This window comes from Halomonas binhaiensis (assembly GCF_008329985.2).
Taxonomy (GTDB): domain Bacteria; phylum Pseudomonadota; class Gammaproteobacteria; order Pseudomonadales; family Halomonadaceae; genus Halomonas; species Halomonas binhaiensis.
In genome coordinates this window covers 1,478,528-1,503,847 of sequence record NZ_CP038437.2, presented here as the reverse complement: position 1 = coordinate 1,503,847, position 25,320 = coordinate 1,478,528, and the positions used below count along the sequence as shown (strand labels likewise).

Sequence of the window (25,320 nt, the reverse complement as noted above, 5' to 3'; positions counted from 1 at the left end):
GGGATCAGGACACGGAAGCTGAATCCAGACGCTCGCGCACAAACTCCGATACCGGGTGCAGGTCGAGCCGTTTACCGGCCTTGAGCACCTGGCTGGGGACTTCACGCAACACCAGGCCCGGCAACAGCGATGCGGCCGACAATGCTCTGTCGAGATCGACGCCTGTGTGAAAGCCCATCAACTCCAGCATGTGGACAAGATCCTCCGTACACACATTGCCAGTGGCACCTGGTGCGTAGGGACATCCCCCCAGCCCTCCTAACGCGCCATCGAAGCGATCTGCCCCGGCATCAATGGCCGCCAGGGCATTGCTCAGTGCCATGCCACGGGTGTTGTGCAGGTGGACGGTCATTTGCAGGTCACTGAAGCGCTGCTTGAAAGCACGGATGACGTCTCCCACCTGGGTGGGATAGGCCATCCCGGTGGTATCGCACAGCGTGATTCCCCTTACCCCCAGCTCAGCAAAACGCTCAGCCCAGGACATCACTGTATCCAGTTCAACGTCACCTTCCATGGGACAGCCAAATACCGTGGACAGCGAGACATTGATCGCAATATCCGTCGATGCCAGTTCCTCGATCACTTGCTTGAGACCACTGAACGACTGTTCCCGAGTCATGCGCAGGTTCGAGAGGTTGTGGCTTTCACTGGTCGACATCACCAGATTGGCTTCATCCACGGCACAAGCCAATGCGCGCTCAGCACCACGGACATTAGGTACCAGAGCGGTATACTCAACGGCCGGATTGCGCTTGATGCCTTGCATGACCTCTTCGGCATCGCGCAGCGCAGGAATGGCCTTGGGCGAGGTGAAGGAGCTCACCTCGATCTTGGCAAAACCGCAGTCGCTGAGCTGATCGACCAAACGGATCTTCTTGGCCGTATCCACGAATTCGCACTCATTCTGAAAGCCGTCACGGGTGACCACTTCCTGGATGTATATCTGCTTGCCATCGCCTTTCATGATGTTGCTCTCCTCTATCTGATATGTGGCCTGGTAATTCCCCTTTCCCGTTAAATGACGCCTTTCTCTTTCATCTTCCTCTGCGTCTCGGCATCGATGCCCAGTTCATCGAGGATCTGACGAGTATGTTCTCCGAGTTCCGGACCTCCGCCACCAATGCGTCCTGGCGTGCGGCTCAGCTTCGGCATGACACCAGGCACCTTGAGCGAGTCACCGCCGGGTAGCTGAATCTTCTGCAACATGTCACGGCTGGCGAAATGAGGGTCCTTGACGATATCCGCGGCGGTATAGGGATAACCCGCCGGTACATTGGCTGCATCGAGAGACTGGATGATGAAGTCGCGGGAATGTCGTTGAGTCCACTCGGTGATGGCGTCATCGATCAGGTCAACATGCTGGACACGACCATCGTTGTGGGCCAGGCGAGAATCCGCGGCCAGGTCGGGGCGACCGATGGTCTCCATCAGGCGCTTGAAGATACTGTCGCCATTGCCGGCGACAATGACATAGGAACCATCCTCGCAAGGATAGGCATCCGAGGGCGCAATACCGGGCAAGGCACTGCCGCTGGGTTCGCGAATGTGACCATCGGCGTCGTACTCGGGAATCAGACTTTCCATCATGGAGAACACCGCCTCGTAAAGCGCGATATCGATGTATTGCCCTTGTCCGCTGCGCTGTCTCTCATGCAATGCCAGAAGCGTACCGATCACCGCGTAAAGCGCAGAAAGCGAATCACCGATGCTGATACCCACCCGCACCGAGGGCTGATCGGGGAAACCACATAGATAGCGCAGCCCTCCCATGGCCTCGCCGATGACACCAAAGCCTGGCTTGTCACGATATGGGCCTGTCTGGCCGTAGCCAGAGACTCGCACCATGATCAGCCTGGGATTGATCTCCGATAAGGCTTCCCAGCCCAGTCCCCACTTTTCCAGAGTGCCCGGGCGGAAATTCTCGACCACCACATCGGCATCCTGAACCAGTCGGCGCACCACTTCCTGGCCCTCGGCCGACTGCAGATCAAGTTCCAGTGAACGCTTGTTTCTTGCTTGCACATGCCACCAGAGAGAAGTGCCATCCTTGAGCTTTCGCCATTTCCGAAGGGGATCTCCCTTGCCGACCGGCTCGACCTTGATCACGTCAGCCCCGAACTCACCCAACAGCTTGGTGGCGAAAGGACCCGCAATAAGCTGCCCAAGTTCAAGGACTTTCAGGCCTTGCAGAACTTGTGTATTTTCCACTGTTATTCCACCTCTCCCGTCATTCATGCTGAAAGTGTGTGTTTGACATGACCTTGGCACAATCAGGCATTGACCAAGGCGGCCTTCACCTGTTGCGAAGGCTAGGGTTGGTACGCAGAGTATCTACTTGCCTTGGCTTCAGGAGATTTCCCCATGATGCGCTTCGACTTCATCACTTTACGGCTATTCATCGCCATTGCCGATGAGCGCAGTCTGACAGCAGCAGCCAACCGCGAAAACATGGCATTGGCCGCAGTAAGCAAGCGCATCAGCGACCTGGAAAGCATGGTGGGTACTCCTCTGCTCTACCGCCGCCCACGAGGGGTGGAACTCACCCCTGCGGGACATGCCATGCTGCATCACGCGCGCAATGTTTTCGATCAATTACAGCGCCTGAGTGCGGACCTCAGCGAGTACAGCGAAGGGGTCAGAGGACATGTACGCCTGCATGCCAATACCTCGGCTGTCATTCAGTTTCTTCCTGATGATCTGGCACAGTTCTCTGCCGAGTACCCTGGTATCAAGATTGATCTCGAAGAAAAGTTGAGCACAGAAGTCATCAGTGCAGTGAAGGACAACCTGACCGACATCGGCATCTTCTCCCGCCATATTCCCGCCGATGGTCTGCAAACCTTTCCTTACCGTACCGATCAACTGGTACTGGTCACGCCTCAGGATCATCCACTCGCCGCTAACGAGGCCATTTTTCTGGCCGCTGCCACGGACTATGACTTCATTGGCCTGGAACAGGGCTCATCGTTGCATCAACTGGTGAGCAGCCAGGTCAGGCAGCAGCAAAAGAACCTGCATACACGCATTCAGGTAAGAAGTTTCGAAGGCATTCTGCACATGATCGACAGGGGCATGGGAATTGGCGTGCTTCCGGAGAAGTCCGTACGTAGTCATTTAGCCAGCCTGAATATCTGCACAGTGCCATTGAAGGATGACTGGGCCCACCGAGAACTGGTGGTAGGGGTAAAGGATGTGGACACCTTATCGTCCATCAGCAAGCACATGTTCATGCACTTGACCTCGACACAACAACTCAACCAGTTGATTTTAAAGTAAATACTCTCCGGCTTCGTTCATCGCGAAAGCTTGCTTTGTGATTTAGTGATGTTCTTTCGTTGATTGGCCTCCTATGGTCGTGATGCCTTTTCCTATGAAGGCACATCACCAATGCATCATGTATTCATAACAGCATGCTCTAATAAAATAATGCTCTAATAAAAAAGCCCTAATAACAAACAGCCCTAATAACAAACAGCCACGCCAACGAGAGAAATATCATGACAACCCTGACGAAACCTGCCCGCGCGGCAGCAATTGCCTGCACGCTTCTATCCTCAGCCCTTGTTGCCCCCTCTGCCTGGAGCTTTGAGCCGTCCGGCAAGGTCGATTGTATTGCCCCTTCAAACCCAGGTGGCGGCTGGGACTTCACTTGCCGCTCCGTCGGTCGAACCCTTCAAGACCTGGACCTCGTTCCTGCCAGCGTGCAAACCGTCAACATGGCAGGGGCGACTGGCGGCGTTGCCTTCGGTCATGTCGTCAGCAAACGCAACGACGATGATCAGTTGCTGGTCGCGGCTTCCACCACCACTGCTGCCGGATTGGCCCAGGGCCTGTTTCCAGGCATGTCGGCGGATATGGTGGACTGGGTGGGTTCTCTGGGTGCCGACTACGGAATCATCGCCGTGGGCGCTTCCTCGCCCTATCAGAATCTCAATGAGCTGCTGGATGCGCTGAAAGAAGCCCCCAATTCGGTCACCTTTTCCGGTGGCGATTCGAAAGGTAGCTGGGACCATCTCAAGTTGCTGATGGTTGCCCAGAAGGCCGGTGTTCCAGAGCTACGCAGCATCAAATACCTGCCATACGACGGTGGCGGCGAAGCCCTGACCCAGGTGGTCGGTGGCCATGTCGATGGCTTTACTGGAGATATCAGTGAAGCCCGCGGATTCATCAAGTCCGGCGACTTGCGGGTACTCGCCGTGCTCTCGGAAGAACGCCTGCCATTGGAAGATTATGCTGATATCCCGACCGCCAAGGAGCAAGGCATCGACGTCGTCGGAGCCAACTGGCGCGGCTTCTACATCCCGTCGGATATTCCGGATGATGCCAAGGCCTATTGGGCGGATGCCCTGAATACGGTCTACGACAGTGATGAGTGGAAGCAGGTCATGGTCGATAACGGCCTGATGCCCTTCCACTTGTCGGGTGAAGAATTCAGTAAGTTCGTGACCGACCAGGTAGCCTCCATTGCCCAGATCTCTGCTGACGTTGGTATCAGCCGATGACCAACAGCGACGTCTTTTCGGGCCAGCGCTGCTCGCCCTAGCCGTCGCCTACGGCTGGAGCGCTGTAAATTATCCTGCTTCATATACCGACCAACCAGCAGTCAATGACAATACAACTAGCCATATCTGGGCGTTCTAAGAACACTGGACATCCCGACATGGCAAGCGATGTGCATTACTGTAGAAACTGCATGCTGAGACCAACAACAACCTGCCAATCAGGAGCAGGACCTTCTTCGACTACAGAGAACTGAGGTTCGAAAGTGAAGTTGTAGAGGGTCTTGCCCTGTCTGACGATATGACCGATCCCCAAACCAAGAGGCACGCTATAGTTGTCATTCTCGAAATTGTAGCTCCAGATAGGTGCACCACGTAGATAGTTACCATTGCCTAACTGATAGTAGGCAAAGGGCTGCAAGGTCGCAGAATTGACGTTTTCACGGTCATCATCGCCAGCAAAACTATGCTGCCAGCCTGCAAGATATCCATACTGGAATTTCGCTGACTCAGCATTGAACAGAACGTTGACCAGGCCAGCAGACCACTGCTCGCTACCCAGCGTATCTTCACTTGCCGTGGGTGCTGTGACCTGAGGACCAATACCGAAACTGATCTTGGAACTGCCAGTATCAAACAGATAGGAAGCAAAAGTATTCAGATCGCCAAGACCGGTTTCGCTATGTCCTCCTGGCGCAGTGGGATAACTATTGATCGGCAAGGAGGTACGTAGCAGCCAACGCGAGTCACCCAATGAAAAAGGTGTAGCAAAGCGTAGCCAAAACTGATTGGCCGTTTCATCGGAATCGTTGATATCACCGATGTAATAGTTCTGCAGGCTGAAAGCCGTCATGTTTGCCAGAGGGTTATTGGCCTGTGCTGCTGTTCCTGCGTGATCATTTTCAGCCAATGCAGGGAGAGCCAGCAGAGTCCCAACCACCATGATAGTGGCCTGTGAAAAGGAAGCAACATTCTTCATTAGGCACCTATGATTTATGCGAACAAGCGTGAGTCGCTCATCTAGTTTGCCTATTTTTCTGCTTGAGCATTTAGGGGAATCACCCGATATGGATACAGGCTCTCAGGTGAATTTTGGCACCTTTATTGAAGCGCAAATGGACACGTGGAAAATACGCAAAATTTCCATTTGGTGAATAACCCCATGATTAATCTGGACTGTGAAGAAAAGCGCACAAAATGCATCAGACTGGTAGCGAGTAGACCTCCCTGCCAAGCAGTAAGACATGCTACTTCTCGCGTTCAAGGCACCCCTCGTTTAGCAAAGATGATATACCTCTTTATAGATGCATCTTGAATGGGGAACTCACCTGCTAGCCAATGACGCTAGCTCCAGGTAGATGAAGCAATGGCCAGATAGATGAAATACTTTTTCTATAATAGTATGTATTACCAATTATTGGCCGTGAAAAAACCAAACAGGAGACAAGCATGAGCCAGCCGCAGGCATCGCATGATCCGGTGACGTTCTATGTGGGTTGTGGAGCAGCCAGTGACATCTGCCTGGTGGTCTACGACCCCGACACACAGACACTGGCATTGCGCCAGCGCACTCATCTACCGGACGTGACCCAGGCTGGCGGCAGTCTTCCGCTCTGCATCAGTGCCGACCAGCACTATCTCTACGCAGCATCGCGTGGTACTCCGCTGCTGGCAGCACGCTATGCCATTGATGCGACCACCCGGGAATTGACCTTCATGGACAGCCGGCCGTTGTCCGCCAGCATGGCGTATATCGCCCTCAGTGCAACGGGTGACTATCTCTTCGGCGCCTCTTACGGAGCACACCTGATCGCGGCGGACAGTCTCCCGTCTACCGGCACAGCCTCCTTCTCTTCTTTCCAGTTCGCCACTCAACCCCACGCCCATGCGGTGATGCATGACACCCACGGTAGACACGTCGTGGCCACCAGCCTGGGAGGCGACCTGCTCTACTGCCTGGATTTCGACCGGGTGCACGGCTTCCAGACCGTCGATCACTACCGTTTTCCCGATGGCACAGGGCCACGCCATGTCGTCTTCAACGCGGAAGGCAATAGAATCTATGTGCTGGGCGAGCTGGATGGCTCGATTACCCTGCTCGATTATGACAGCGCTTCTGCGCGGATGACCTTTCGTCAGAAGGTCCTGATCAGCAAGGGGGAGCACGAAAACTACTGGGCAGCCGAACTCAAGCTAAGTGCCGATGGCAAGTTTCTCTACGCATCGGAACGCAACAGTTCGCTGCTGACCTCCTTCAGCGTGGCAGAGGAGCATGGTGAGCTGACCTATCACGATGAATGCACGACAGAAGCCCAGCCCCGCGGCTTCGGCCTCTCCCCTTGCGGCCACTATCTTCTGGCTGCTGGCCAGGCATCGCACCATGTTACGTTGTACCAGGTGGACACTGGCCGGCTTGAGCCACTCGCTCGGCTTGAGCTTGGCGGCAGTCCGGATTGGGTCGAGGCCATATAAGAGCTACCAGTCAGCGATACCGGTGTAGAGACACACGAGCACAACAGCCAGCAGGAACAACGTCTCGGCGACCATCAGGATGACGGGCTTCCAGCCGACCACGGCAAGCTTCTGGAACGATGTCTTGATCCCCAGGGCCGCAATGGCCGTGACCAGACACCAGCGCGACAGGTCGGTCATGCCATCGACCATGGCCTGGGGAATCACCCCGAGGCTGTTGATCAGCACCAGCACCACGAAGGCCATCAGAAACAGCGGGAACATGGGCACCTTGCCGCGCCCTTCACTGTTCTCTTCACTGCCCCGTGCCCGGCGGAACAGCAGCATGAACACCATCACTGCCGGCACCAGCATGGCCACTCTCAGCAGTTTGACAAAGGTGGACACATCGCCAGTCTGATCCGAGATGATATAGCCTGCCCCGACCACCTGTGCCACATCATGAATCGTGCCGCCAAGAAAGATGCCGGCATCGACATGAGACAGCTTCAACGCCCCGACAAGCAGTGGATACAGCACCATGGCAACCGTGGACAGCGTCGTGACCCCGACAACGGTGAGAATGGTGTTGCGCTCGCTATGTTCATCACGCGGCATGGCCGCAGATAAAGCCAGCGCGGCCGAAGCTCCACAGATGGCGACAGCGCCACCGGTCAGCAGGCCCAGGTCACGCGATAGCCCCATGAGTCGAGCCAGCACCGCACCCGCCACTATCGTCAGCATGACGCCTGCCACTACCGTCACCACCGGCCCGATACCAAGTTGTGCCACCTGCTCCAGGGTAATTCGCACCCCCAACAGCGCCACACCGATACGCAGGATGGTACGCGCGGCAAACTCAACCCCAGCAAGACATGGACCTTGTTCGGTGAGAAAGTGCAGTGTCATGCCGAACAACAACGCATACAACAGCGTTGGACCACCGTAGTGATCAGCAATGAAGGTCGTGGCCAGGGCGATGGTGATACAGATCATCACCCCGGGAAGCTTCTGGCGCAGCGGATCCAGGCGACGCTGCCAGGCGGAACTCGGCGTATTGGTGGCAGTCGACGTCGGGGAATGTGGCATGACGGCATCCTCGGACAGAATCGAAGTGACATCGATCATGGTGGAGCTCGATCCTGCACGTTAGGACCAGAACCAGGTTCATGATCGGGCCAGGCAGTCCTGCTTGATCATGTCGGCTGCTTTTTCGGCAATCATGATGGTCGGTGCATTGGTGTTGCCGGACACGATCACCGGCATGATCGAGGCATCCACTACCCGCAACCCTTCAAGCCCATGAACTCGTAGCCGCTCATCGACCACAGCCATGGCATCCTGGCCCATCTTGCAGGTACCGGCGGGGTGATAGATCGTCTGGCTATACTGGCGGGCCGCGTCCAGCAGTTGCTCATCACTCTGGTAGCCACTGCCCGGGACGTACTCTTCGCTGATTACCTCGGCCAATGGCGCCTGCATGGCAATGCGTCGTGCCACCTTGATGGCATCAACGACCACACGCTGATCTTCTGCGCTACTCAGGTAGCGCGGCTGAATCGACGGATAGACTGAAGCATCGGCACTGGTGATACGTATCGAACCACGGCTGGCAGGACGCAACTGGCATACCGACGAAGTAAAGGCAGAAAACGGATGCACCCCTTCGGCAGGCTTGTCGGCAGACAGCGGCTGCATGTGGAACTGGATATCCGGCCGTGACAGCCCTTCCCGTGAATGGGTGAATACACACACCTGGCTGGCCGCAAGGGTCAGCGGACCGGTACGGGAAAGCAGGTATTGTGCGCCTGCGACCAGTCGTTTCAGGGGGTGGCGCACTTCATCGTTGAGCGTTCGACAACGGGTCTTGAACACCAGGCGAACCTGCAGATGATCCTGAAGGTTCTCCCCGACGCCGGGCAAGGCATGCCGGCAAGTCACGCCGACACTGTTCAGATGCTGCGGGTCACCAATACCCGAGCATTGCAGAATCTGCGGCGAACCAATCGCCCCGCTAGACAGCAGCACCTCACGCCGTGCCTGCACTCGCCGCCTGGCGCCATCCACCATGAACTCCACCCCTGCGATGCGCTTGATGGATGAGGCATCCTCCGGGCCATTCACCTCACGGGCTCCTTCATCTGAGCGCCGTTCAGCGGCAAACAGATCATCCGCAAACAGCAATTTCTGGCAGTGGGCGCGCTTGATCAATGTCAGGTTGGGGCGTGACAGCGCCGGGCGCAGGAACGCCTTGGCAGTGGAACAACGAAAACCTTTGTAGGAAGTCTGCTGGAAGTACCCCACACCTTCCTGGGTAGCGCCATTTACATCCGGGTTTTCCGGAATACCGGCTGCCTTGGCCGCCAGGATGAAGCGCTCGGCAATTTCTCTTCGCAGGCGCAGGTCGGAGACTTTCAGGGGCCCATCGACCCCATGGAACTCATCTGCGCCGCGCTCCTGGCATTCCGACTTCTTGAAATACGGCAGTACCGAGGCGTAGTCCCAACCGTGGTTGCCTGCCGCGGCCCAGTCATCGTAGTCCTGGCGCTGGCCGCGAATGTACAGCAGTCCATTCAGCGAACTTGAGCCGCCCAGCACCTTGCCTCTTGGCCATTGCAGGCGCCGCCCGTTGATGCCGTCGTCCGGATCGGTCAAATAGCACCAGTCGGTAGCAGGGTTATGCATGGTCTTGAAATAGCCTACCGGCACATGAATCCAGGGATTCCAGTCTGAGCCCCCCGCTTCCAGCAGCAGCACCGAAACCTGTGGATCTTCGCTGAGCCGATTGGCCAGCACACAGCCAGCCGAACCAGCCCCGATGATCACGTAGTCAAAGCGTTCCAGCGTTCTGTTCACGTCTTGAGAGTTCTCCATATGACGAGCGCTTTCCATGTGTCCAGCCCTGTCCTTGTGTCGATCAAAGGTCACGCGTTGCGATGATGTCATGGGCACACAACCATTTTAGCGATACACATTGTTCCAAATAATATGGTCACAAAGAATAAAAACATCAATATTGAGACAAATCTTCTCATTTTTTCTTGATGGATAAAAAATCGGCTTCTATGTTGAAGGTGTAAAAGCGGTCCCTCCGAGATCCGGCAGCACTCGCTGACTGAGATCACAACGACAACATCCGAGAGGCGCACCATGACTTCACGCCAGCATTCGACGCTATCGCGTCGCGATTTCCTCGATATATCCAGCCGCTTCGGCCTTACCTCCACTCTCTTGGCCGTCACAGGGCTTGGTGCAGGCCTTGGTGCATCCGGCCTGGCCCGAGCGGCCGAGAAAGAGCAGCAACGTCGCTACCAGACCGAGCCCAAGTTTCAGCTCCGGTTCGGTGCTTCAGGCTTCAATGAGCGCAATCTGCAGATACAGAAATCGGGCCAGCTGTTCTTTGCCCGCGACCTGGAAGAACGCACCAACGGAGCCATCCGGGTGGAGTTCATGGGCAGCAATGAGGTGTGTAATCAGCTCGACTGTGTCAGCAAGACTCAACAGGGAATCGTCGATATCTTCTCGGCCTCGACGCAGAACTCCGCAGGCGGCGCGCCTTACCTCAACGTGCTGGATTTCGCCTATCTGTTCCCCAGCGTGGCCTCGATGTTCCATTTCTTCTACGACCCACGCAGCGAGAAGTTGCTGCGCGAACCCTTGCGCCAGCGTCACCAGTTGCAGTTCCTGTTCACCCACTGCGACCTGCGTGGCCTGATGATGGGGCTGAAGTGGAAGGACAAGCCGCTGGTCACCAGTCTGGATGACCTGCAAGGCACCAAGAACCGAGTCACCGGCACCCAGTTGGGTCGCATTGCCATGGAACAGCTCGGCCTGAATCCAGTACCCGTAGCATGGGAAGAAACCCTGGATGGGCTGCGTCAAGGCTTGCTGGATGGTGCCGAGACATGGATGAGCGCCGTCGCTTATGCAGGCATGGCCCCCGTCATCTCTCAGGCCGTCGACCTGCGCTTCTTTGCTGGCACAGAACACACCGCCATGAGCCTGCCCAAATTCGATAGCCTCGGCTCCGAACTGCAAGACCAGGTCATGGAATCGGCCTATACCGCGCAGATCTACACCCAGGGCATGAATGAAGGCGGACGCTTCGAAATCGTGGGCGCTACCGAGCACCCCGCTGCCGACACCGTATTTGCCAAGCACAATGTTCGCGTCGCGCCGCTGTCGGATGAAGTCCGGGCCGAAGCCGAGCAGCGCTGCGCGCCGAAGTTCAACCCGGAGCCTTGGGAACAGTGGCGCGAGCGGCTCAACAGTTGGGCAGGGGACATTGATGTCTATGAAGAAATCTACGCCCTGGCCAGAGAGGTTCCCAAGGAACTGGCGGCCGTCAATGTAGCGCCGCAACGCTGGTGGAGGGCCTGATGCACTCATTTCCTTCCAGTCCCCCGTCCAGCCACTCTCCCAGCCACTCTCCCAGCAGCCGCCATCATGCAGGCCAGGACCAGAGCAGACCAATGGGCAGCGATGAAACATCCCAGAGCACTCCCGGATCAGCCGCATCACGCTGGCTGTTACCACTCAGATGGCTCGATGCCAATCTGGAAAAGTGCGTCATCCTGGTGTCGTACAGCGGCATGGCCGGCATCATCTTTGTCGAGGTCATTCGGCGCTTTGTTTTCAGCCAGCAGGCCTCATGGAGCACCAGCATCCCGATCCTGCTGTTCCTGTGGCTGACCTGGTTCGGTGCCTCCCTGAACGTCAAGCAGCGTAGCCACCTGTCGCTCAACGAAATACGCATGCGCCTGCCCTACACCGGTCAATTTCTGTGTCAATGGCTCGATGCAGTGCTGTGGATCGGCTTCGGCGCCATGGTCATTCACTTCACCCTCGATCAAGTCGCACTGGCACGCATGAACTTTGCCATTGTTCCCGGCACCGACAATGTCATGCAGTGGTGGTTCTACCTCGCTACGCCAATGGCCTGGATATTGATCCTTATTCGGGTCATGCAGAACCTGATCATCGACATTCGACGCTACCGGCGCCGAGAACCCTTCAATCTGCAACCTTCGATCATGGATTAGGAGGCCAAGAGATGACTGACGGCATGCTGATCGGCCTGACGACGGCCGGCTGTACCCTGTTCTTCCTGTTGGGAGTCCCCATTTTCCTGGTCATTGGCCTGTGGGTGGTCGGCACCAGCCTGATCATTGACTTCACCCTGGCCAATATCGGCGTCACCCTGTTCCAGGGCTTGAGCTTCTTCGGCCTGCTGGCCCTGCCACTCTTCATTCTCACCGGAGACCTGATCAACGCCGCCGGGATTGCCAAGCGCTTGTCGGACTTTGCCTACTCGATTACCGGCTGGCTACGTGGAGGCATGGGCATGGCCTCGCTCGGTGCCTGTGGTCTGTTCGCCGCCATCTCTGGCTCCAATGCGGGGACGACAGCGACCATCGGCTCGATCATGCAACCTGAAATGATCAAGAATGGCTACGATGAGCGCTTCGCTGCGGCCACCGCCGCTTCTGGTGGCACCGTCGGTATCATCATCCCTCCCAGCATCATCTTCATTGTCTATGGGTTCATGATGAACCTGTCGATCAGCGACCTGTTCATTGCCGGCATGGTCCCTGGTGCAATGATGGTGCTGGGCATGATGCTGGCTTGCCACCTGGTGGCCCGGCGACATGGCTGGGGAACCCTGATATCTTTTCGGGCCGGTACCAGTGCCCGCTTTGCCCTTCGGGCCTACCTGGGCTTTGCGACCATCGGCGTGGTGCTGTATGGCATCTACTCGGGAATGTTCTCTCCTACCGAAGCTGCCGCCATCACCGTGGGCTTCACCCTGATCGCCGGTTTGGCCATTACCCGTGAGATCCGTCTTACGGCCCTGCCCAGCATCATGCTGCGCTCCGGTCAGATTGCCGGCATGCTGGCTCCCTTGATCGCCATCTCCGTGGTCATGCAGCAGTTGCTGTCCGTGCTGGGTGCCGGCCAGATGCTGGAGGATCTGCTCACTGGCCTGGGCAACCGCTACTTGATCCTTGCCGCCTGCATGCTGATCATCCTGCTTGCCGGCATGATTCTGGAAAGCTTGCCTGTCACCATTATCCTGGCGCCGATCCTGGCTCCCATCGCCCAGAATGTCGGTATCGACCCGATCCACTTCGCCGTGATCTTCCTGGTCGGTGCAGCCATCGGTTTCATCACGCCGCCGTTCGGCCTCAACCTGTATGTGGCCAGCAGCATTACCGGCATTCCTTATCTGCGACTGGTCAAGTTCGTCATTCCTTACTTCCTGGCACTGATGGCATGCTGGATCGCCATTTCACTATGGCCGAACCTGTCCTTGTTCCTGGTGGCATCTCCCTGACGGGAGTTGCCATCCGGCATGCCATTTACCGCGCTGTCTCATTTCCCGCAGTATCATAGGGCCTGTGCCAATCTGAATGAATTTGTTGCCAAGAACGAGACAAGGACCGCCCATGCCCACCGACAGTCCCAGCCGCAACACCACCAATTCCACCCTGCAACGCGGACTGATGCTGCTGGAAGCCATCGCCACCACTCCCCATGGTCTCAGTGCAGCGGACCTGGAACGTCGTTTCGATATTCCCAAGCCGACCCTGCATCGCCTGCTCAAGCAACTTGAAGAACAGGCGCTGGTGGTAAAGGACGTGGAAGGTCGTCACCTGCTGCCTGGTGAGCGCCTGCACAGAATGGCCATGGGAGTACTGGCCAATGAAAGCCTCAAGGCACCCTGTCGCATGCAGCTCAAGCGCCTCGCCGATGAAGTCGGGGAAACCTGCAACCTGACACTGTTGCACGGCCATGAAGTGTTGTACTACGAAAGGGTCGAGACTAACTGGCCAGTGCGTATCCAGCTCCCCCCCGGGTCACTGCTGCCCTTGCACTGCACCGCCAGCGGCAAGCTGTTCCTGGCCCTGATGCCGCCAGCGCAGCGCAGAAGCCTGCTCAAGCATCTGACGCTGGAGGACTATACGCCCTATACCGCCACCGACATCCAGGAACTTGAGCTGCGCCTGGAGCGCATTGCGACAGATGAACTCAGCATCGACGATGAGGAATTCATCCAGGGCATGGTCGCCGTGGCGGTCCCGGTCTACGACCAGGCAGGACGCATCCAGGCGGCACTGGCCATTCATGCCCCACGCCTGCGCCACAGCATCGACAGCCTCAAGGAATGGGTACCGCTGATGCGGCGCATTGCAGGTAACCTGCAGGACACGCTATGGAGCGAAAACTGATTGTTTCGTCCATCTGCCATGACAATTCAGCTTGATAACTGATATTCGCTGAAGCCAGAACTGCCAGAACCAAGGTGCCGACATGAGTTGTTGGCAGGTTCTGAACCCGCCCCGGGCTCAGTAATACTGGCCGATTCATTCTTGTCGACCGTACATCCTCACCAATAACCCGCTTTCTGTGCCTGACACATTACGACAAACGTATGTGTCGGGCCCTTTAAGTATGGTGACTGATGATATGCAATGCTCCGATGCCAGCGAAAATTAATGCGGTATTTCTATGAGTTGCGCTGTAAGGAATGACCATCACCAAGCGTCCAACCAGCATGGCGCCAAGAAATGTGGATTCTTTTTTCAGCGTCTTTCAACAACAACGGATCACCATGAGAGCGCATTCAGGACGATAGAACCATGAGCGATATAACAAGCGATACAGAAATCCACTCATCTATTTCAATACACAAAATAGGGTTTTACATCGCACTGTATGGTGTCGCAATAACTCTATTATGGATTGGAGTCTTCAAGTTTCACCCGGATGAAGCACATGCTATCAGAGGCATCATAAGCTCTTCTCCTCTGATTTCCTGGCTGTACGGTTTCCTTGATATCCATCAAGCATCCATCCTGATTGGCAGCGTCGAGATAGTCGCCGGCATTCTGCTGGCCTTGTACCCAATTTCAAGCAAAGCCTCTCTGGCTGGCGGCATTATTGCCTCTATCATCTTTCTGACGACCATTACCTTTCTGCTGAGCGCACCAGGGGTCCTGCACACCAGCAGCAGTGGCAATACATTGCCTTTCCCATCCCTGTTTGGCGGCTTCCTGTTCAAGGACATCGTGTTGCTCGGCGCAGCTCTGTGCGTAGTCGCCGACAGTGCGATACAGATCATTGAAAAAAATTCAGCAGATTTTGAGTTTCACCTGTAAGGAATGCCCAGGTACGTAAACAAAGCGCTATGCCACACCACATTGGCTGGCTAAAACTCGTATAACCGTGCTCTGGCACATGAAACATCTGGTATGAATAACCTGGATAACCAGGTATTAATTTGACAAAAGGATGCAGATAATGAAGAAATATCTTATTGCAACGGCTCTCATTTCCCTTCTGGCAGCTGGTGGCGCCTCTGCCATGGAGTCGACGGCACTCAAGCAATCCCAGGAAACACTGAGCAAGAATCATGATGTGGCAGAAATGAGCATGGAAGATCGGCTCACTTCCTTGGAAGATCAAATTGCAGAACTCAAGATGTTGATTCAGGAATCAATGGAAGACGATGCCAAGTAAAGCATCTATCTTCTTGCTATCAGGCTGCCCGAAAGCAGCCTGATAGTTTCAACATTTTTACCTTCCACCTGCTTACGATACTTTATCAGCCTCACCCTCTCCGATATCCGTCATATTCCAATCTTCCATGCGCTAAATCCCCATTCGTTGCTACACCGGAGGCACCACCACGACCGGAACACTGGCACGCTTGATCACTCCTTTGGTGACCTTGCCTGCATAGGAAGCAGTGAAGCCGCGCTTGTTGGTGGCCATGACAATCATGTCGCAGTCATGACGTGTGGCATAGCGGATGATCTCCGCAGCGGGATAGCCTTCGACGACCACCTTGGACTTGATGATCTCTCGCGAGGGCGTCTTGCCCAGAGGACTCTCCCAGAAGTCATCAAGAAAGGCCTCCAGGCGATCATGGGCCTGATCCAGGCGTTGCTCCATCAATGCTTCCAGTGTCTTGCGCTGACGAATGTTGGCCTTGAGCGTATTCATCACATCGTCCGACAGTGCCTTCACGGCATGCAGGACATGCAGCTCGGCGCCGGTGGCCTGAGCCAGGCACAGGGAATGCGCCAGCACCTGATGACAGTCATCCCGCAGGCCGAGGCAACACAGCAATCGACGAATGGAGGTAGGCATGGCGTGGCTCCTCTCTATTATTGGTCCCTTCCCAGTGTTGATCCCTTTCCAGGCTGCTCAATACCCCATCAGGCGCGGCAACCACAGCGAGATTTCCGGGAAATATGCAATCAGGAACAAGGCGAATACTGAGCCTGCCGCAAAGGGCAATGCCTTCAACGAGATCTCCTCAATGGAGGAACCACCAATCCCTGAAGCCACGAACAGATTTTCACCCAGCGGTGGTGTCTGGAAACCGATAGCCAAGGCACATACCACGACAATGCCCACGTGCACCGGATCCATGCCCAGCATGTACATGATCGGCAACAGCACTGGTGTCAGGATCATGATCGCGGCCAGGGTCTCCATGAACATGCCAACGAACAACAGGAAGGCAATGACCATGGCCCAGATCAGATAGACGTTATCCGTCATGTTGAGCATGCTTTCGGCAATGATGGCAGGCACTCGGTGCTCCACCAGCAACCGCCCGAATACCGTGGCCGTGAAAAGAATCAGCAGCACCCTGCCGGTAATCCAGGTCGTGGTCTCCAGTGTCTTCAAGGCAGGTTTCCACTTGAGTTCACGGTGCAGGAAGATACCGACGATCAATGTATAGGCAATGGCAACAATGGCAGATTCCGTCGGGGTAAACAGGCCGCTGTAAATGCCACCGAGGATGATCACCGGGGCCAGGATCGACCATATGCCACGCTTCAGGCTGCCGAAAATGGTCTCGGCTGACCAATGATCACTGAGTCCGCTATAACCACGCCGTTTGGAGATGACGTAATTGACGGTCAACAGACAGGCAGCAATGACAATGCCCGGGACTATTCCAGCGATGAACAGTTTGGGAATCGACAAGGTCTGGAAGGCCCCATGCTCGGCAATCGCTTCGGCAGGTGGCTGCAATCCCATGCCGGAAATGCCGAAGATGACCATGGGGATGGATGGCGGAATGACGACCCCCAAGCCACCGGAAGACGCCGTAATGGCTGAACCGTAGCTCTTCTCGTAGCCTCGATTGGCCATGGCAGGAATCATCAGCATGCCGACGGCAGCTGTCGTGGCCGGCCCCGATCCGGAAATGGCGCCGAAGAACATGCAGGCAAAGACGGTCGCCGCCGCCAATCCCCCCGTGACCGGGCCGGCGAAAGCCTCGGCAATGTCCACCAGGCGCTTGGATATCCCGGCCGCTTCCATCAGAGCTCCAGCCAGGATAAATGCTGGCAGTGCCATCAATGGGAAAGAACCGACTGAAGTGAACGCGATCTGGACAAAGGACATGGGATTGGCATCCAGGGCCAGATAGGTCGCCAATGCCGCCACGCCCAACGACACCGTAATCGGAGCCCCCAGCACCAGAAGCAGGAAAAATACGCCGAACAGGATATAGATGATACTGGCATCCATGGTCAGTCTCCCTCCTTCCCGCCGACGGCGGCTGCCTTGGCTTCCTCGATGGCTTCGGCATCGGGGTTTTCAAGTTCACGATGCTTTATGAAGCGCAGATAATTGTTCTGCAGGATACGAAGGGTCATGGCCACGAAGGCGATAGGCAGGATGACGTAGAAGACTTTCATCGGCAGCCCCAGGGTCTGGGATTTCCAGAAGGCATTCATCTTGTTGAAGACGAAGTCGTAGCTCATCCAGATGAACACCAGGTTGAACCCGATCCAGATCAGGTCCGTCAGCAGGCCACAGGCCGTTTCCACCCAGCGGGGGAAAAAGCGGAATTGGAAGGTCACCCGGTTATGGGCCGATTTCTTGGCCGCATAGACCGCCCCCAGGTAGGCGAACCATATGAAGGCATAGGTAGCCAGTTCATCGCCCCAGGGCAGTGAGTAATGGAACAGGTTGCGCAGCATGATCTGTGCGAACAGCAGCAGTACGAAAGTCACCAGCAGCAGCTGGCACAATATATTCTCGAGATTGTCGAGCAGCTTCCAGACAAGCTTCATGATGGAGATTCCCCCTGAGAAACATCGCTCACCACCGCTCTTTCGAGCGGTGGTGCCCATTGCTGTATTCAGGGTGCGGGCTCACGCCCCAGCGCCGTCAGGGCTTCATCAAGCTTTTCCTTGCCCCCGATGCTGTCGTAGAACTGTGGCCAGATGCTGGTTGCCTGATCGACCCAGGCTTTCTCATCATCGGCTGGCTCGGTGATTTCCATGCCATGTTCGTCGACAAGGCTCTTCTTGATCGCGTCTTCCTGGGCAAGCAGGTATTCATAGCTGTGTTCAGTGGCCTCCTTACCGGCCTCCAGTACTGCCTGCTGCTGCGATTCATCAAGGCTCTGGAACATTCCTTCACCGATGATCAGCGGTTCCATGGAGAACACGTAGCAGCTGTCGGTGACGTATTTCTGTACCTCATAGAACTTCATCGCGTTGATGGTGATATATGGATTGTCTTGACCATCGACGACGCCCTGCTGCAGGGCCGTGAAGGTTTCCGACCAGGCCAGCGGATTGGGATTGACTCCCCAGGCCTGGTAGGCCGCAATCATGATTTCGTTCTTCGGTACCCGGATGCTCATCCCTTTCAGATCCTCGGGATTTGCCACCGGACGTTCAGAGTTGGTCAGACGGCGACAACCTGAGTAGGCCCAGCCCAGAATCCGGACCCCGGCATCGCGAAGGGTGTTATCGACCATTTCCTGGCCAACCTTTCCGTGCGTCAGAGTCTTGGCATCCTCTGGGCTGCGAATGACATACGGCAGAGTCATGACACCGACCGTGGGAGAAAACGGCGTAATGTTGTTGATGGCCAACACGGATAGGTCGAGCAATCCCATGCTGGCATTGTTCACGGTGTCCTGTTCACTACCCAGTTGACCATTGGGGAACAGGTCCACCTTGATCTCGCCGTCGGTCTTCTCCTCGATCAACTTGGCGAAGGTCGTGCCCAATTCATATTGGGTGCCACCAGCAGCATCGCCCAGCGCCATCTTCCAGGTGGCTGCACTCGCCTGGGTACTCAAGGCAAACAATGCCAGAGCAATGGCACCGCCCATGGTGGTTCGTGGAAACCGCTTGCTGCGACTAAGCGTCAATGTGGCATCCGATCCGTTTGGATCGGCATCGACCTGGACCGAGACCTTGGTCTGTATCGGAACCTTGGTTTGCACCTGGACCTTGGAGTGCGCCTGGACCTTGGAATGCATAGTGACCTCCCATCGTTGTTGAGCCGCCAGACGGCGACGGTCTTGTATTGGGACATCATCCACTTTCCTCCGTGGATAGGCCTCCTGATAGAGCCAGTGGCTTACCAACGATTGGGCCAGAATGCATGTCAGACTCGACAATAGGACCAAGCTGTAACAAGGTGGGGTTTTCCGAAACAGCTCAATAAGGAAAGTGCTGATTTATTCGGCTTTTCCCCATGAACAATGGAAATTACAACATCGTATGAGCGCCCTTCTGTTTCATCTCGACGCTTCACTACCTCAAAGCCTGCAGAGCCAACTGCGTGAGCAGATTGCCCATGCGATTCTCGAAGGGCACCTGCCGGTAGATGAAGCCCTGCCCTCCAGCCGCAAGCTGGCCAAGGAGCTGGGCGTCGCCCGCAATACCGTGATGCTGGCCTATGAGCAGTTGCTTGATGACGGTTACCTCATCGCTCGAGAGCGCAGCGGCTATTTCGTCAATCCGGACATTCTTGGCGGTAGAGTCGAGGCGGTGGCCCAGCCCGCCCCTGTCGAGGACCAGTTGCCCTGGAACACGCTGCTGACCATGGCCCCTTCACGGCAGCGCAGCATTACCAAGCCACGCGACTGGCTGCAGTACGACTACCCCTTTCTCTATGGCCAGATCGATCCCGCTCTGTTCCCGACCCAGCATTGGCGCGAATGCAGCCGCGACTCGGTGAGCGTACCCGCCATTCGCCACTGGTCGGCGGATCATCTCAGTGAGGACGATCCTCTGCTGATCGAGCAGATTCACCAACGCCTGCTGCCCAGGCGCGGCGTATGGGCACGTCCAGAGGAAATTCTGATTACCGTGGGTGCCCAGCAGGCCCTGTGGATCACCGCCATGCTGGTTCTCGGCCCCGGACGCCGCTTCGCCATGGAAAATCCCGGCTATGTGGACATGGCCAATATCGCCCGCACCTTTACTGATCAGGTGGTGGCCATGGACGTCGATGATCAGGGAATGGTGCCAGACGAACGCCTGAGTGGGTGTCACCTGGCCTACGTCACACCCAGTCACCAGTCGCCTACCGGCGTCACCATGCCCATGGAGCGTCGGCGCCTGCTGCTGGAAAGTGCCAAGCGCCACAACCTGCTGGTCATCGAAGATGACTACGAGAGTGAAACCAACTTCGTCGACAACCCGACGCCAGCGCTGAAGAGCCTCGACGAAGAAGGCAGAGTCATCTATGTCGGCAGCCTGTCCAAGACCCTGGCTCCGGGTCTCCGGTTGGGTTACATGGTGGCGCCGCCGGCATTCATTCAGGAAGCCAGGGCTCTGCGCCGGTTGATGCTGCGCCATCCCGCCACCAACAACCAGCGTTCCATTGCCCTGTTCCTTGATCGCGGCTATCACGATGCCCTGCTGCGCCAGCTACGCCAGACCTACCAGCGGCGTTGGATGCTCATGCGTGAAGCCCTCGACAAGCACCTGCCCGAGCTGAGCACCCGCTCCACCTTCGGTGGCTCTAGTTTCTGGCTGGAAGGCCCGCCGCAACTGGACGCTGCACGCCTGTGCCAGCTGGCCCGGGAGCACGACATCCTGATCGAATGCGGCGATTTGCACTACCTGCACGGGCAGCACCGCAATGTACTGCGCATGGGCTTTTCCGCCATCGACGATGCCCGTATCGAGCCGGGCATAGAGCGTCTGGCAACCTTACTGCTCCAAGCCATGGTCGCGAACTGATCAGGCGATCAGCGCCCCAGCGCGTGCCCGCCCAGCGCTTCCAGACAGCGAACCAGCCCCGCGAAGCGCTCTCCGCCGCGACCGATGCAGACCAGTGCCGAACGCGATGCCGGTGTTACCTGAGGGCGCCAGACCAGGCGCCCTCCGCTCAGTTGCAGGCTACGCCAGCATTCCATTCCCTTCTGGCCATCATCGCGGCAGCGAATAAACCCCTTGGCACGCAACAGCACGTCACGGTGTTCATGCAATAGCGACTCGACAACCGAAGTATCAATGGCCTGGGTGAAGCTCACCGATTCATGGGCCAGTCCATGAGGACCGGCAGAGATAGTAGAGACCGCATCAGTACCGCTCCCTGGCCGCCGTGGCGTAAAAGCGGGGGCATCGGCCATGACACTATTCTTCAGCTCTGACGCACGGCTCTCCATCTCCCCACAGCTCTCCATCTCCCCTGCATGAACCGATAAAGGCAGGATCTCCAGTCTGGCGTCAGGGGCTCGTTCGCCTAGCCAGCACAGTAGATCCTCCCGTGACCGACCCTCTGGCGGCAGACGATTGACCAGCAAGCGCTGCGCCGCGGCCAACTGGACCTGCCACAAGCTCCCGACCAGAGAATCCGCAGCAAAGCGTGTTGCCTGACTGGCATCCACCAGCACCACGACCTCTTCAAGCCGCAGGCCTGGTGCCAGGCGAGCAATGTCGGCGATACGAGCGGGATCCGCCACTCCGCTGGCCTCGATAATGATCTCGGCCGGGCGCTCCTTGATGCGCAGTGCCTGGGACAGCTGCTCGGCCAGCGTCCCGCCGAGCGAGCAACACAGGCAACCGTTGCTCAACGCCACCACGCGGTCGTCCCGATACTCGATCGATGCCACATCGACATTCACGGCGCCCACATCATTGACCAGAATGAGCGCGTCTCCGACATCACCAGCAGCGATACGTGCATTGAGCCAGCTGGTCTTGCCCGCGCCCAGAAACCCGGCGATCACGGTGAGCGGTATCTGTTGCTCATGAGACCTCATGCACCCGGCCTCCCAGCATGGTGGCATGTACCTTGATCTGGCCGAGATGCATCGGATCGACAGCCAACGGATCCTCATCGAGAATCGCCAGATCGGCGAACTTGCCCACTTCAAGGCTGCCGACGCGATCATCCAGCCCCAGCGTGAAGGCTGCCCCCAGGGTGATCATCTCCAATGCTTCGGCCACGCTGACGGCCTCATGCTGGCCCAACTGACGACCGCTGGCAGTCTGACGATTAACGGCACACCAGGCTGTGAACAAGGGGCCCAACGGAGTGACCGGGGCGTCACAATGAATGGCCACGGGAATGCCCAGGCGACGTGCCGATGCCAAGGGTTCCAGTCGCTGGCAGCGCGATGGACCCAAGGTGCGCTGATAGTGGATATCGCCCCAGTAATAAATGTGGTTGGCAAACATGTTGAGACACAGGCCAAGCCGCTGCGCCTTCTTCATCTGCGCGTGGTCGATGACCTGGCAATGCTGCAAGGTATGCCGGTGATCCGCTCGGGGCCACAGGGTCAGCGCCTGCTCGATGGCTTCCAGCATCAATGCCACCGCTTCGTCGCCATTGGTATGGATATGCAGTTGCAACCCGGCCTGATGGTAGGCATGGACCAGTTCCATGAGGGTTTCCGGCGCAGCATTCCATAGGCCATTGGCGTGACCATCGTGGTAGTGCGGCCACTTCAAGCGCGCGGTATAGCCTTGGATCGAGCCGTCGGTCATCAGCTTGGCCGGGCCGAAATACAGGCGTTCATGGTTATGCGCCATGGCAGCCTGCAAGCGCGAGATGCCTTCATCGGCGGACCAGCCAAGCACGCCCATGGCTGGCACCAGGCGTACTGGATAATCCCGCGACCGCGTGACCTCGATCATGGCCTCGATGGCGGCATCGGTCATGGGGTTGTACAGGTCGGTGATCGTGGTCACCCCTGCCGCTGCCGCAATGTTTGCGTAGCGCTGCAATACCTGTGGTGAAGCAACCGCCTCAAACAGGTTGTCGTCCAGCGCATCGAAGACCACGAACATCGCCGCCATTTCCTGCAATTCGCCATTGGCCAGGCCCTGCGCATCGCACATCACCCCTTCGACCTTGGGCCCGGCCTGAATGCCTGCCTGTTCGAGCATGACGCTGTTGACGGTCATCACATGCAGGCTGGCATGCAGGATCACGACAGGGCGATCGCTGACTGCCGCATCAAGCTCGCTACGCGTCAAGCGTTGACCAGGGAAGTACACCGGATCGAACCCCCAGGCCACCAGGGGTTCTCCGGGGGCAAGATGCGCAGCCTGCTCGCGCAGACATTCCTGCATCGCTGCGACGCTGGTAATGCCTGGCCAGTCCTTGCCATCAGGTCCGCGGCGAGTGAAATATCCCAGATAGAGGTAATCCCACATGGCCCCTTCCAGGGCGTGGCTATGTCCTTCGACAAAGCCAGGCAGGATGATCCTGTCGGCAAAGCGCTGGTCGATGACAGCATCGGCAGGCATCGCATCCCTGCCTCCCACTGCCAGAATCCGGTCGCCATCGACAGCGATGTGGGTAGCCTCGGGTTGGGACGGATCCATGGTCAGGATGCGCCGCGCAGGGTAGACAGTCACTGTCATCAGGACACCACTCCTTTATTGGGGGATGAATTGGCGACCACGCCATATCCGTTTGGCCTGTCGGCAGCCTTGTCGGCATTGACTGCCTTGAAGGTCATGGCACCACGCCGCTCCCAGTACCGCATCAGTGGCAGGCAGGCCAGCATCACGATAGCGGTGCCGCCAAAGACGGCCAGATAGGCACCTCCGCTCAGGGAAGGCACGATCGGCGCAAATATCATCAGCAGGTGGAAATTGACCACGATGATCGCCAGATTGAAGAACGCCAGTTCCTTGGGCACCGAGGTGGAAAAGTCAGCATCCATCATGCGCAGCAACAGCAGGCCTGTACCGGTGGAACCACAGCAGCAACCAAAGGACGTCAGGGCCCTTTCCGGCCCCAGCCGACCGCTCATGCGTCCGATGAACAGGCAACTGAGCAAGGTGGCCAGGGTCACGGCAACGGCCACCAGCAATACCGGGGTCAGCAACGCATAGAGCACCGAGAACTGAATGCTCATCAGCGTCCCCACTACCATGAAATCCACGGAAGTTCCGGTGATGCGCTTGAAGGTCTCGTCATCGATACGATGGCCCAGGCCAAGTTGATCAATGACCTTGCGCATCACCACACAGACACCAAGCCCATGCAGGAAGAACAGGTTATGGCTGAACAGCACCCCCAGGTTGATCCCCATCGGAGCAGCGTCGCCGATCACTCCCTGCATGAAGGTCAGCCACAGGTGCGTGATGACATAAGCGACAGCAAGCAGCCCAAGGTGATAGGCCAGGGAGTCCAGGTTGGCCGGGTGCGAAACCATGCGCCCCATGCTGGGCGCCGATGAATTTGCATCCTCCCCTTGCTCGGGAGCAGGAAAGAAACCCTGGCGGAAGCTGACATCCAGACGCGAAGCCTGATTGGCATTGAGCCCCTTGTTGAGATAGCGGCGTGCCAGCGGTACGCCAACCACAAAGGCCATCAGGAACCCCAGGGAGGCATAGATCAGGCCAACTTGCGCCGCATTCGCCACACCATAGGTGTCTTCCCAGATATTGCCGAAGGTCAGAGCCTGTCCGGGCCCCTGGGTAAAGCCATGCGTCACGATGGCACCCAACCAGGCGCTGACATTCGAGCCGGTCACCGCATCATAGACCGAGACAAGCACATAACCGATAACCCCCTGCATACCCAGGCTGACGCTCCAGGCCAGGGTCAGCCACATGCCTCCCCGCACAATACTTCCCCCCTGCAGTCCACCATGCCGCCGGGTACCAATCAGGCATAGCGACATGAAGCTCAGCGTGAAGAAGTGAAACGTCAGGGTGGTGAAGTCTCCGGGGGAATAACCGGGCAGCAAACCTAGGCTCAGCAGCACGAACCCCAGTACACCACCCACAATGCTGGCCGGAACCAAAGAAGCGCGCAGCCAGGGAACACGGCTACGCAACAGACTGCCCAACAGCAGCATGAAAGCGAGAAGCGCGAAGGCTATCACGCCATGAAAGGTATCTTGCATAACGGCCTCACCTGATACGGGAAAGGCAAGTTCACTCAGTGCACACAGGCAATACAGGAACCCACCTTGCCCTTCATTGTCGTTGTCGTTGGCGTTCGGTAGTTGTCGAGGTTGTTGTCGAGCTAGTTGTCGAGAAGGAGAGAAATGCTCGACCCTCGTTCAGGCTAGGCAGTCAGTTGTTGCATGTATAATATCATTTATATATTCATTGATGCCCTGGAG

22 protein-coding genes are annotated in these 25,320 nt (G+C 57.0%); 10 read left to right on the top strand and 12 right to left on the bottom strand.

The genetic code is table 11. From position 1 onward, the window contains the following. Positions 1-4 precede the first annotated feature (4 nt). Entirely contained in the window at positions 5-964 is a 960-nt protein-coding gene (locus tag E4T21_RS06520) for a hydroxymethylglutaryl-CoA lyase (RefSeq protein WP_149284233.1), read from the bottom strand. 50 nt (positions 965-1,014) lie between these two features. Next, positions 1,015-2,208: a CaiB/BaiF CoA transferase family protein gene (locus E4T21_RS06515; RefSeq protein WP_420827729.1), complete on the bottom strand. Its 1,194-nt coding sequence runs from the start codon at positions 2,206-2,208 to the stop codon at positions 1,015-1,017. A gap of 153 nt (positions 2,209-2,361) precedes the next feature. Here E4T21_RS06515 and E4T21_RS06510 point away from each other — a divergent pair, with 153 nt between their 5' ends. Continuing rightward, positions 2,362-3,276: a LysR family transcriptional regulator gene (locus E4T21_RS06510; RefSeq protein WP_149284231.1), complete on the top strand. Its 915-nt coding sequence runs from the start codon at positions 2,362-2,364 to the stop codon at positions 3,274-3,276. 221 nt (positions 3,277-3,497) lie between these two features. After that, positions 3,498-4,502, top strand: coding sequence for a Bug family tripartite tricarboxylate transporter substrate binding protein (locus E4T21_RS06505; RefSeq protein ID WP_149284230.1), 1,005 nt, complete (start codon positions 3,498-3,500; stop codon positions 4,500-4,502). A 175-nt stretch (positions 4,503-4,677) separates the two neighbouring features. Here the strand turns inward: E4T21_RS06505 and E4T21_RS06500 are convergent, their stop codons facing one another. Then, positions 4,678-5,442, bottom strand: coding sequence for a hypothetical protein (locus tag E4T21_RS06500; protein WP_149284229.1), 765 nt, complete (start codon positions 5,440-5,442; stop codon positions 4,678-4,680). Between the two features lie 506 nt (positions 5,443-5,948). On the opposite strand from E4T21_RS06500, the gene E4T21_RS06495 reads away from it, so the two are divergent. Next, positions 5,949-6,971, top strand: a complete 1,023-nt coding sequence (locus E4T21_RS06495) for a lactonase family protein (RefSeq protein WP_149284228.1) — start codon at positions 5,949-5,951, stop codon at positions 6,969-6,971. 3 nt (positions 6,972-6,974) lie between these two features. On the opposite strand, the gene E4T21_RS06490 is transcribed toward E4T21_RS06495, so the two are convergent. Both E4T21_RS06490 and E4T21_RS06485 read right to left on the bottom strand, forming a co-directional pair. Beyond that, positions 6,975-8,078 (bottom strand): YeiH family protein, encoded by a 1,104-nt coding sequence (locus tag E4T21_RS06490; protein ID WP_240349312.1) that lies wholly within the window; start codon positions 8,076-8,078, stop codon positions 6,975-6,977. A gap of 39 nt (positions 8,079-8,117) precedes the next feature. After that, on the bottom strand, positions 8,118-9,896 hold the full coding sequence (locus tag E4T21_RS06485; RefSeq protein WP_240349311.1) for a GMC family oxidoreductase: 1,779 nt from the start codon (positions 9,894-9,896) through the stop codon (positions 8,118-8,120). Positions 9,897-10,100: 204 nt separating this feature from the next. Between E4T21_RS06485 and E4T21_RS06480 the strand changes: the two genes are divergently transcribed. The 6 genes from E4T21_RS06480 (at position 10,101) to E4T21_RS06455 (ending at position 15,470) form a co-directional block, all read left to right on the top strand. Then, complete coding sequence (locus tag E4T21_RS06480) at positions 10,101-11,330, top strand: TRAP transporter substrate-binding protein (protein WP_149284227.1); 1,230 nt, start codon at positions 10,101-10,103, stop codon at positions 11,328-11,330. Then, on the top strand, positions 11,330-11,992 hold the full coding sequence (locus tag E4T21_RS06475) for a TRAP transporter small permease (protein WP_205423470.1): 663 nt from the start codon (positions 11,330-11,332) through the stop codon (positions 11,990-11,992). The genes E4T21_RS06480 and E4T21_RS06475 overlap by 1 nt, the downstream gene beginning before the upstream one ends. An 11-nt stretch (positions 11,993-12,003) precedes the next feature. Further along, complete coding sequence (locus tag E4T21_RS06470) at positions 12,004-13,284, top strand: TRAP transporter large permease (protein WP_149284226.1); 1,281 nt, start codon at positions 12,004-12,006, stop codon at positions 13,282-13,284. 112 nt (positions 13,285-13,396) lie between these two features. After that, positions 13,397-14,179 (top strand): IclR family transcriptional regulator, encoded by a 783-nt coding sequence (locus tag E4T21_RS06465; protein WP_149284225.1) that lies wholly within the window; start codon positions 13,397-13,399, stop codon positions 14,177-14,179. A gap of 411 nt (positions 14,180-14,590) precedes the next feature. Next, a complete protein-coding gene (locus E4T21_RS06460; RefSeq protein ID WP_149284224.1) occupies positions 14,591-15,109 on the top strand; it encodes a DUF417 family protein in 519 nt (172 codons plus the stop codon). A 142-nt stretch (positions 15,110-15,251) separates the two neighbouring features. After that, positions 15,252-15,470 carry a hypothetical protein gene (locus tag E4T21_RS06455; protein ID WP_149284223.1) on the top strand — a complete coding sequence of 73 codons (219 nt, stop codon included), beginning with the start codon at positions 15,252-15,254 and terminating at the stop codon, positions 15,468-15,470. 150 nt (positions 15,471-15,620) lie between these two features. Here E4T21_RS06455 and E4T21_RS06450 read toward each other — a convergent pair whose 3' ends face one another. The 4 genes from E4T21_RS06450 to E4T21_RS06435 all read right to left on the bottom strand — a co-directional run bounded on the left by E4T21_RS06450 (position 15,621) and on the right by E4T21_RS06435 (position 19,254). Further along, a complete protein-coding gene (locus E4T21_RS06450; RefSeq protein WP_149284222.1) occupies positions 15,621-16,103 on the bottom strand; it encodes a universal stress protein in 483 nt (160 codons plus the stop codon). Between the two features lie 57 nt (positions 16,104-16,160). Beyond that, positions 16,161-17,501, bottom strand: a complete 1,341-nt coding sequence (locus E4T21_RS06445) for a TRAP transporter large permease (RefSeq protein WP_149284221.1) — start codon at positions 17,499-17,501, stop codon at positions 16,161-16,163. A gap of 2 nt (positions 17,502-17,503) precedes the next feature. Continuing rightward, a complete protein-coding gene (locus tag E4T21_RS06440; RefSeq protein WP_205423469.1) occupies positions 17,504-18,049 on the bottom strand; it encodes a TRAP transporter small permease in 546 nt (181 codons plus the stop codon). Between the two features lie 68 nt (positions 18,050-18,117). Then, positions 18,118-19,254: a TRAP transporter substrate-binding protein gene (locus E4T21_RS06435; protein WP_240349310.1), complete on the bottom strand. Its 1,137-nt coding sequence runs from the start codon at positions 19,252-19,254 to the stop codon at positions 18,118-18,120. Between the two features lie 244 nt (positions 19,255-19,498). Between E4T21_RS06435 and pdxR the strand changes: the two genes are divergently transcribed. Beyond that, on the top strand, positions 19,499-20,968 hold the full coding sequence (gene pdxR, locus E4T21_RS06430; protein WP_149284220.1) for a MocR-like pyridoxine biosynthesis transcription factor PdxR: 1,470 nt from the start codon (positions 19,499-19,501) through the stop codon (positions 20,966-20,968). Between the two features lie 8 nt (positions 20,969-20,976). On the opposite strand, the gene E4T21_RS06425 is transcribed toward pdxR, so the two are convergent. The 3 genes from E4T21_RS06425 to E4T21_RS06415 are packed head-to-tail and all read right to left on the bottom strand — an operon-like array spanning position 20,977 to position 25,098. Continuing rightward, positions 20,977-21,993 carry a CobW family GTP-binding protein gene (locus E4T21_RS06425; protein ID WP_187775124.1) on the bottom strand — a complete coding sequence of 339 codons (1,017 nt, stop codon included), beginning with the start codon at positions 21,991-21,993 and terminating at the stop codon, positions 20,977-20,979. Further along, complete coding sequence (locus E4T21_RS06420; protein WP_149284218.1) at positions 21,980-23,602, bottom strand: amidohydrolase; 1,623 nt, start codon at positions 23,600-23,602, stop codon at positions 21,980-21,982. Before E4T21_RS06420 ends, E4T21_RS06425 begins: the two co-directional genes overlap by 14 nt. Then, on the bottom strand, positions 23,602-25,098 hold the full coding sequence (locus tag E4T21_RS06415) for a sodium/glutamate symporter (RefSeq protein WP_149284217.1): 1,497 nt from the start codon (positions 25,096-25,098) through the stop codon (positions 23,602-23,604). Before E4T21_RS06415 ends, E4T21_RS06420 begins: the two co-directional genes overlap by 1 nt. Positions 25,099-25,320: the final 222 nt, after the last annotated feature.

Excerpts from the sequence above, each read along its gene's own strand:
- pdxR (WP_149284220.1), top strand. The coding sequence starts at position 19,499 with ATGAGCGCCCTTCTGTTTCATCTCGACGCTTCACTACCTCAAAGCCTG.
- E4T21_RS06425 (WP_187775124.1), bottom strand. The coding sequence starts at position 21,993 with ATGAGGTCTCATGAGCAACAGATACCGCTCACCGTGATCGCCGGGTTT.
- E4T21_RS06495 (WP_149284228.1), top strand. The coding sequence starts at position 5,949 with ATGAGCCAGCCGCAGGCATCGCATGATCCGGTGACGTTCTATGTGGGT.
- E4T21_RS06420 (WP_149284218.1), bottom strand. The coding sequence starts at position 23,602 with ATGACAGTGACTGTCTACCCTGCGCGGCGCATCCTGACCATGGATCCG.
- E4T21_RS06490 (WP_240349312.1), bottom strand. The coding sequence starts at position 8,078 with ATGATCGATGTCACTTCGATTCTGTCCGAGGATGCCGTCATGCCACAT.
- E4T21_RS06500 (WP_149284229.1), bottom strand. The coding sequence starts at position 5,442 with ATGGTGGTTGGGACTCTGCTGGCTCTCCCTGCATTGGCTGAAAATGAT.
- E4T21_RS06415 (WP_149284217.1), bottom strand. The coding sequence starts at position 25,098 with ATGCAAGATACCTTTCATGGCGTGATAGCCTTCGCGCTTCTCGCTTTC.
- E4T21_RS06465 (WP_149284225.1), top strand. The coding sequence starts at position 13,397 with ATGCCCACCGACAGTCCCAGCCGCAACACCACCAATTCCACCCTGCAA.
- E4T21_RS06445 (WP_149284221.1), bottom strand. The coding sequence starts at position 17,501 with ATGGATGCCAGTATCATCTATATCCTGTTCGGCGTATTTTTCCTGCTT.
- E4T21_RS06435 (WP_240349310.1), bottom strand. The coding sequence starts at position 19,254 with ATGCATTCCAAGGTCCAGGCGCACTCCAAGGTCCAGGTGCAAACCAAG.
- E4T21_RS06485 (WP_240349311.1), bottom strand. The coding sequence starts at position 9,896 with ATGACATCATCGCAACGCGTGACCTTTGATCGACACAAGGACAGGGCT.
- E4T21_RS06510 (WP_149284231.1), top strand. The coding sequence starts at position 2,362 with ATGATGCGCTTCGACTTCATCACTTTACGGCTATTCATCGCCATTGCC.
- E4T21_RS06470 (WP_149284226.1), top strand. The coding sequence starts at position 12,004 with ATGACTGACGGCATGCTGATCGGCCTGACGACGGCCGGCTGTACCCTG.
- E4T21_RS06450 (WP_149284222.1), bottom strand. The coding sequence starts at position 16,103 with ATGCCTACCTCCATTCGTCGATTGCTGTGTTGCCTCGGCCTGCGGGAT.
- E4T21_RS06520 (WP_149284233.1), bottom strand. The coding sequence starts at position 964 with ATGAAAGGCGATGGCAAGCAGATATACATCCAGGAAGTGGTCACCCGT.
- E4T21_RS06475 (WP_205423470.1), top strand. The coding sequence starts at position 11,330 with ATGCACTCATTTCCTTCCAGTCCCCCGTCCAGCCACTCTCCCAGCCAC.
- E4T21_RS06505 (WP_149284230.1), top strand. The coding sequence starts at position 3,498 with ATGACAACCCTGACGAAACCTGCCCGCGCGGCAGCAATTGCCTGCACG.
- E4T21_RS06455 (WP_149284223.1), top strand. The coding sequence starts at position 15,252 with ATGAAGAAATATCTTATTGCAACGGCTCTCATTTCCCTTCTGGCAGCT.
- E4T21_RS06480 (WP_149284227.1), top strand. The coding sequence starts at position 10,101 with ATGACTTCACGCCAGCATTCGACGCTATCGCGTCGCGATTTCCTCGAT.
- E4T21_RS06460 (WP_149284224.1), top strand. The coding sequence starts at position 14,591 with ATGAGCGATATAACAAGCGATACAGAAATCCACTCATCTATTTCAATA.
- E4T21_RS06440 (WP_205423469.1), bottom strand. The coding sequence starts at position 18,049 with ATGAAGCTTGTCTGGAAGCTGCTCGACAATCTCGAGAATATATTGTGC.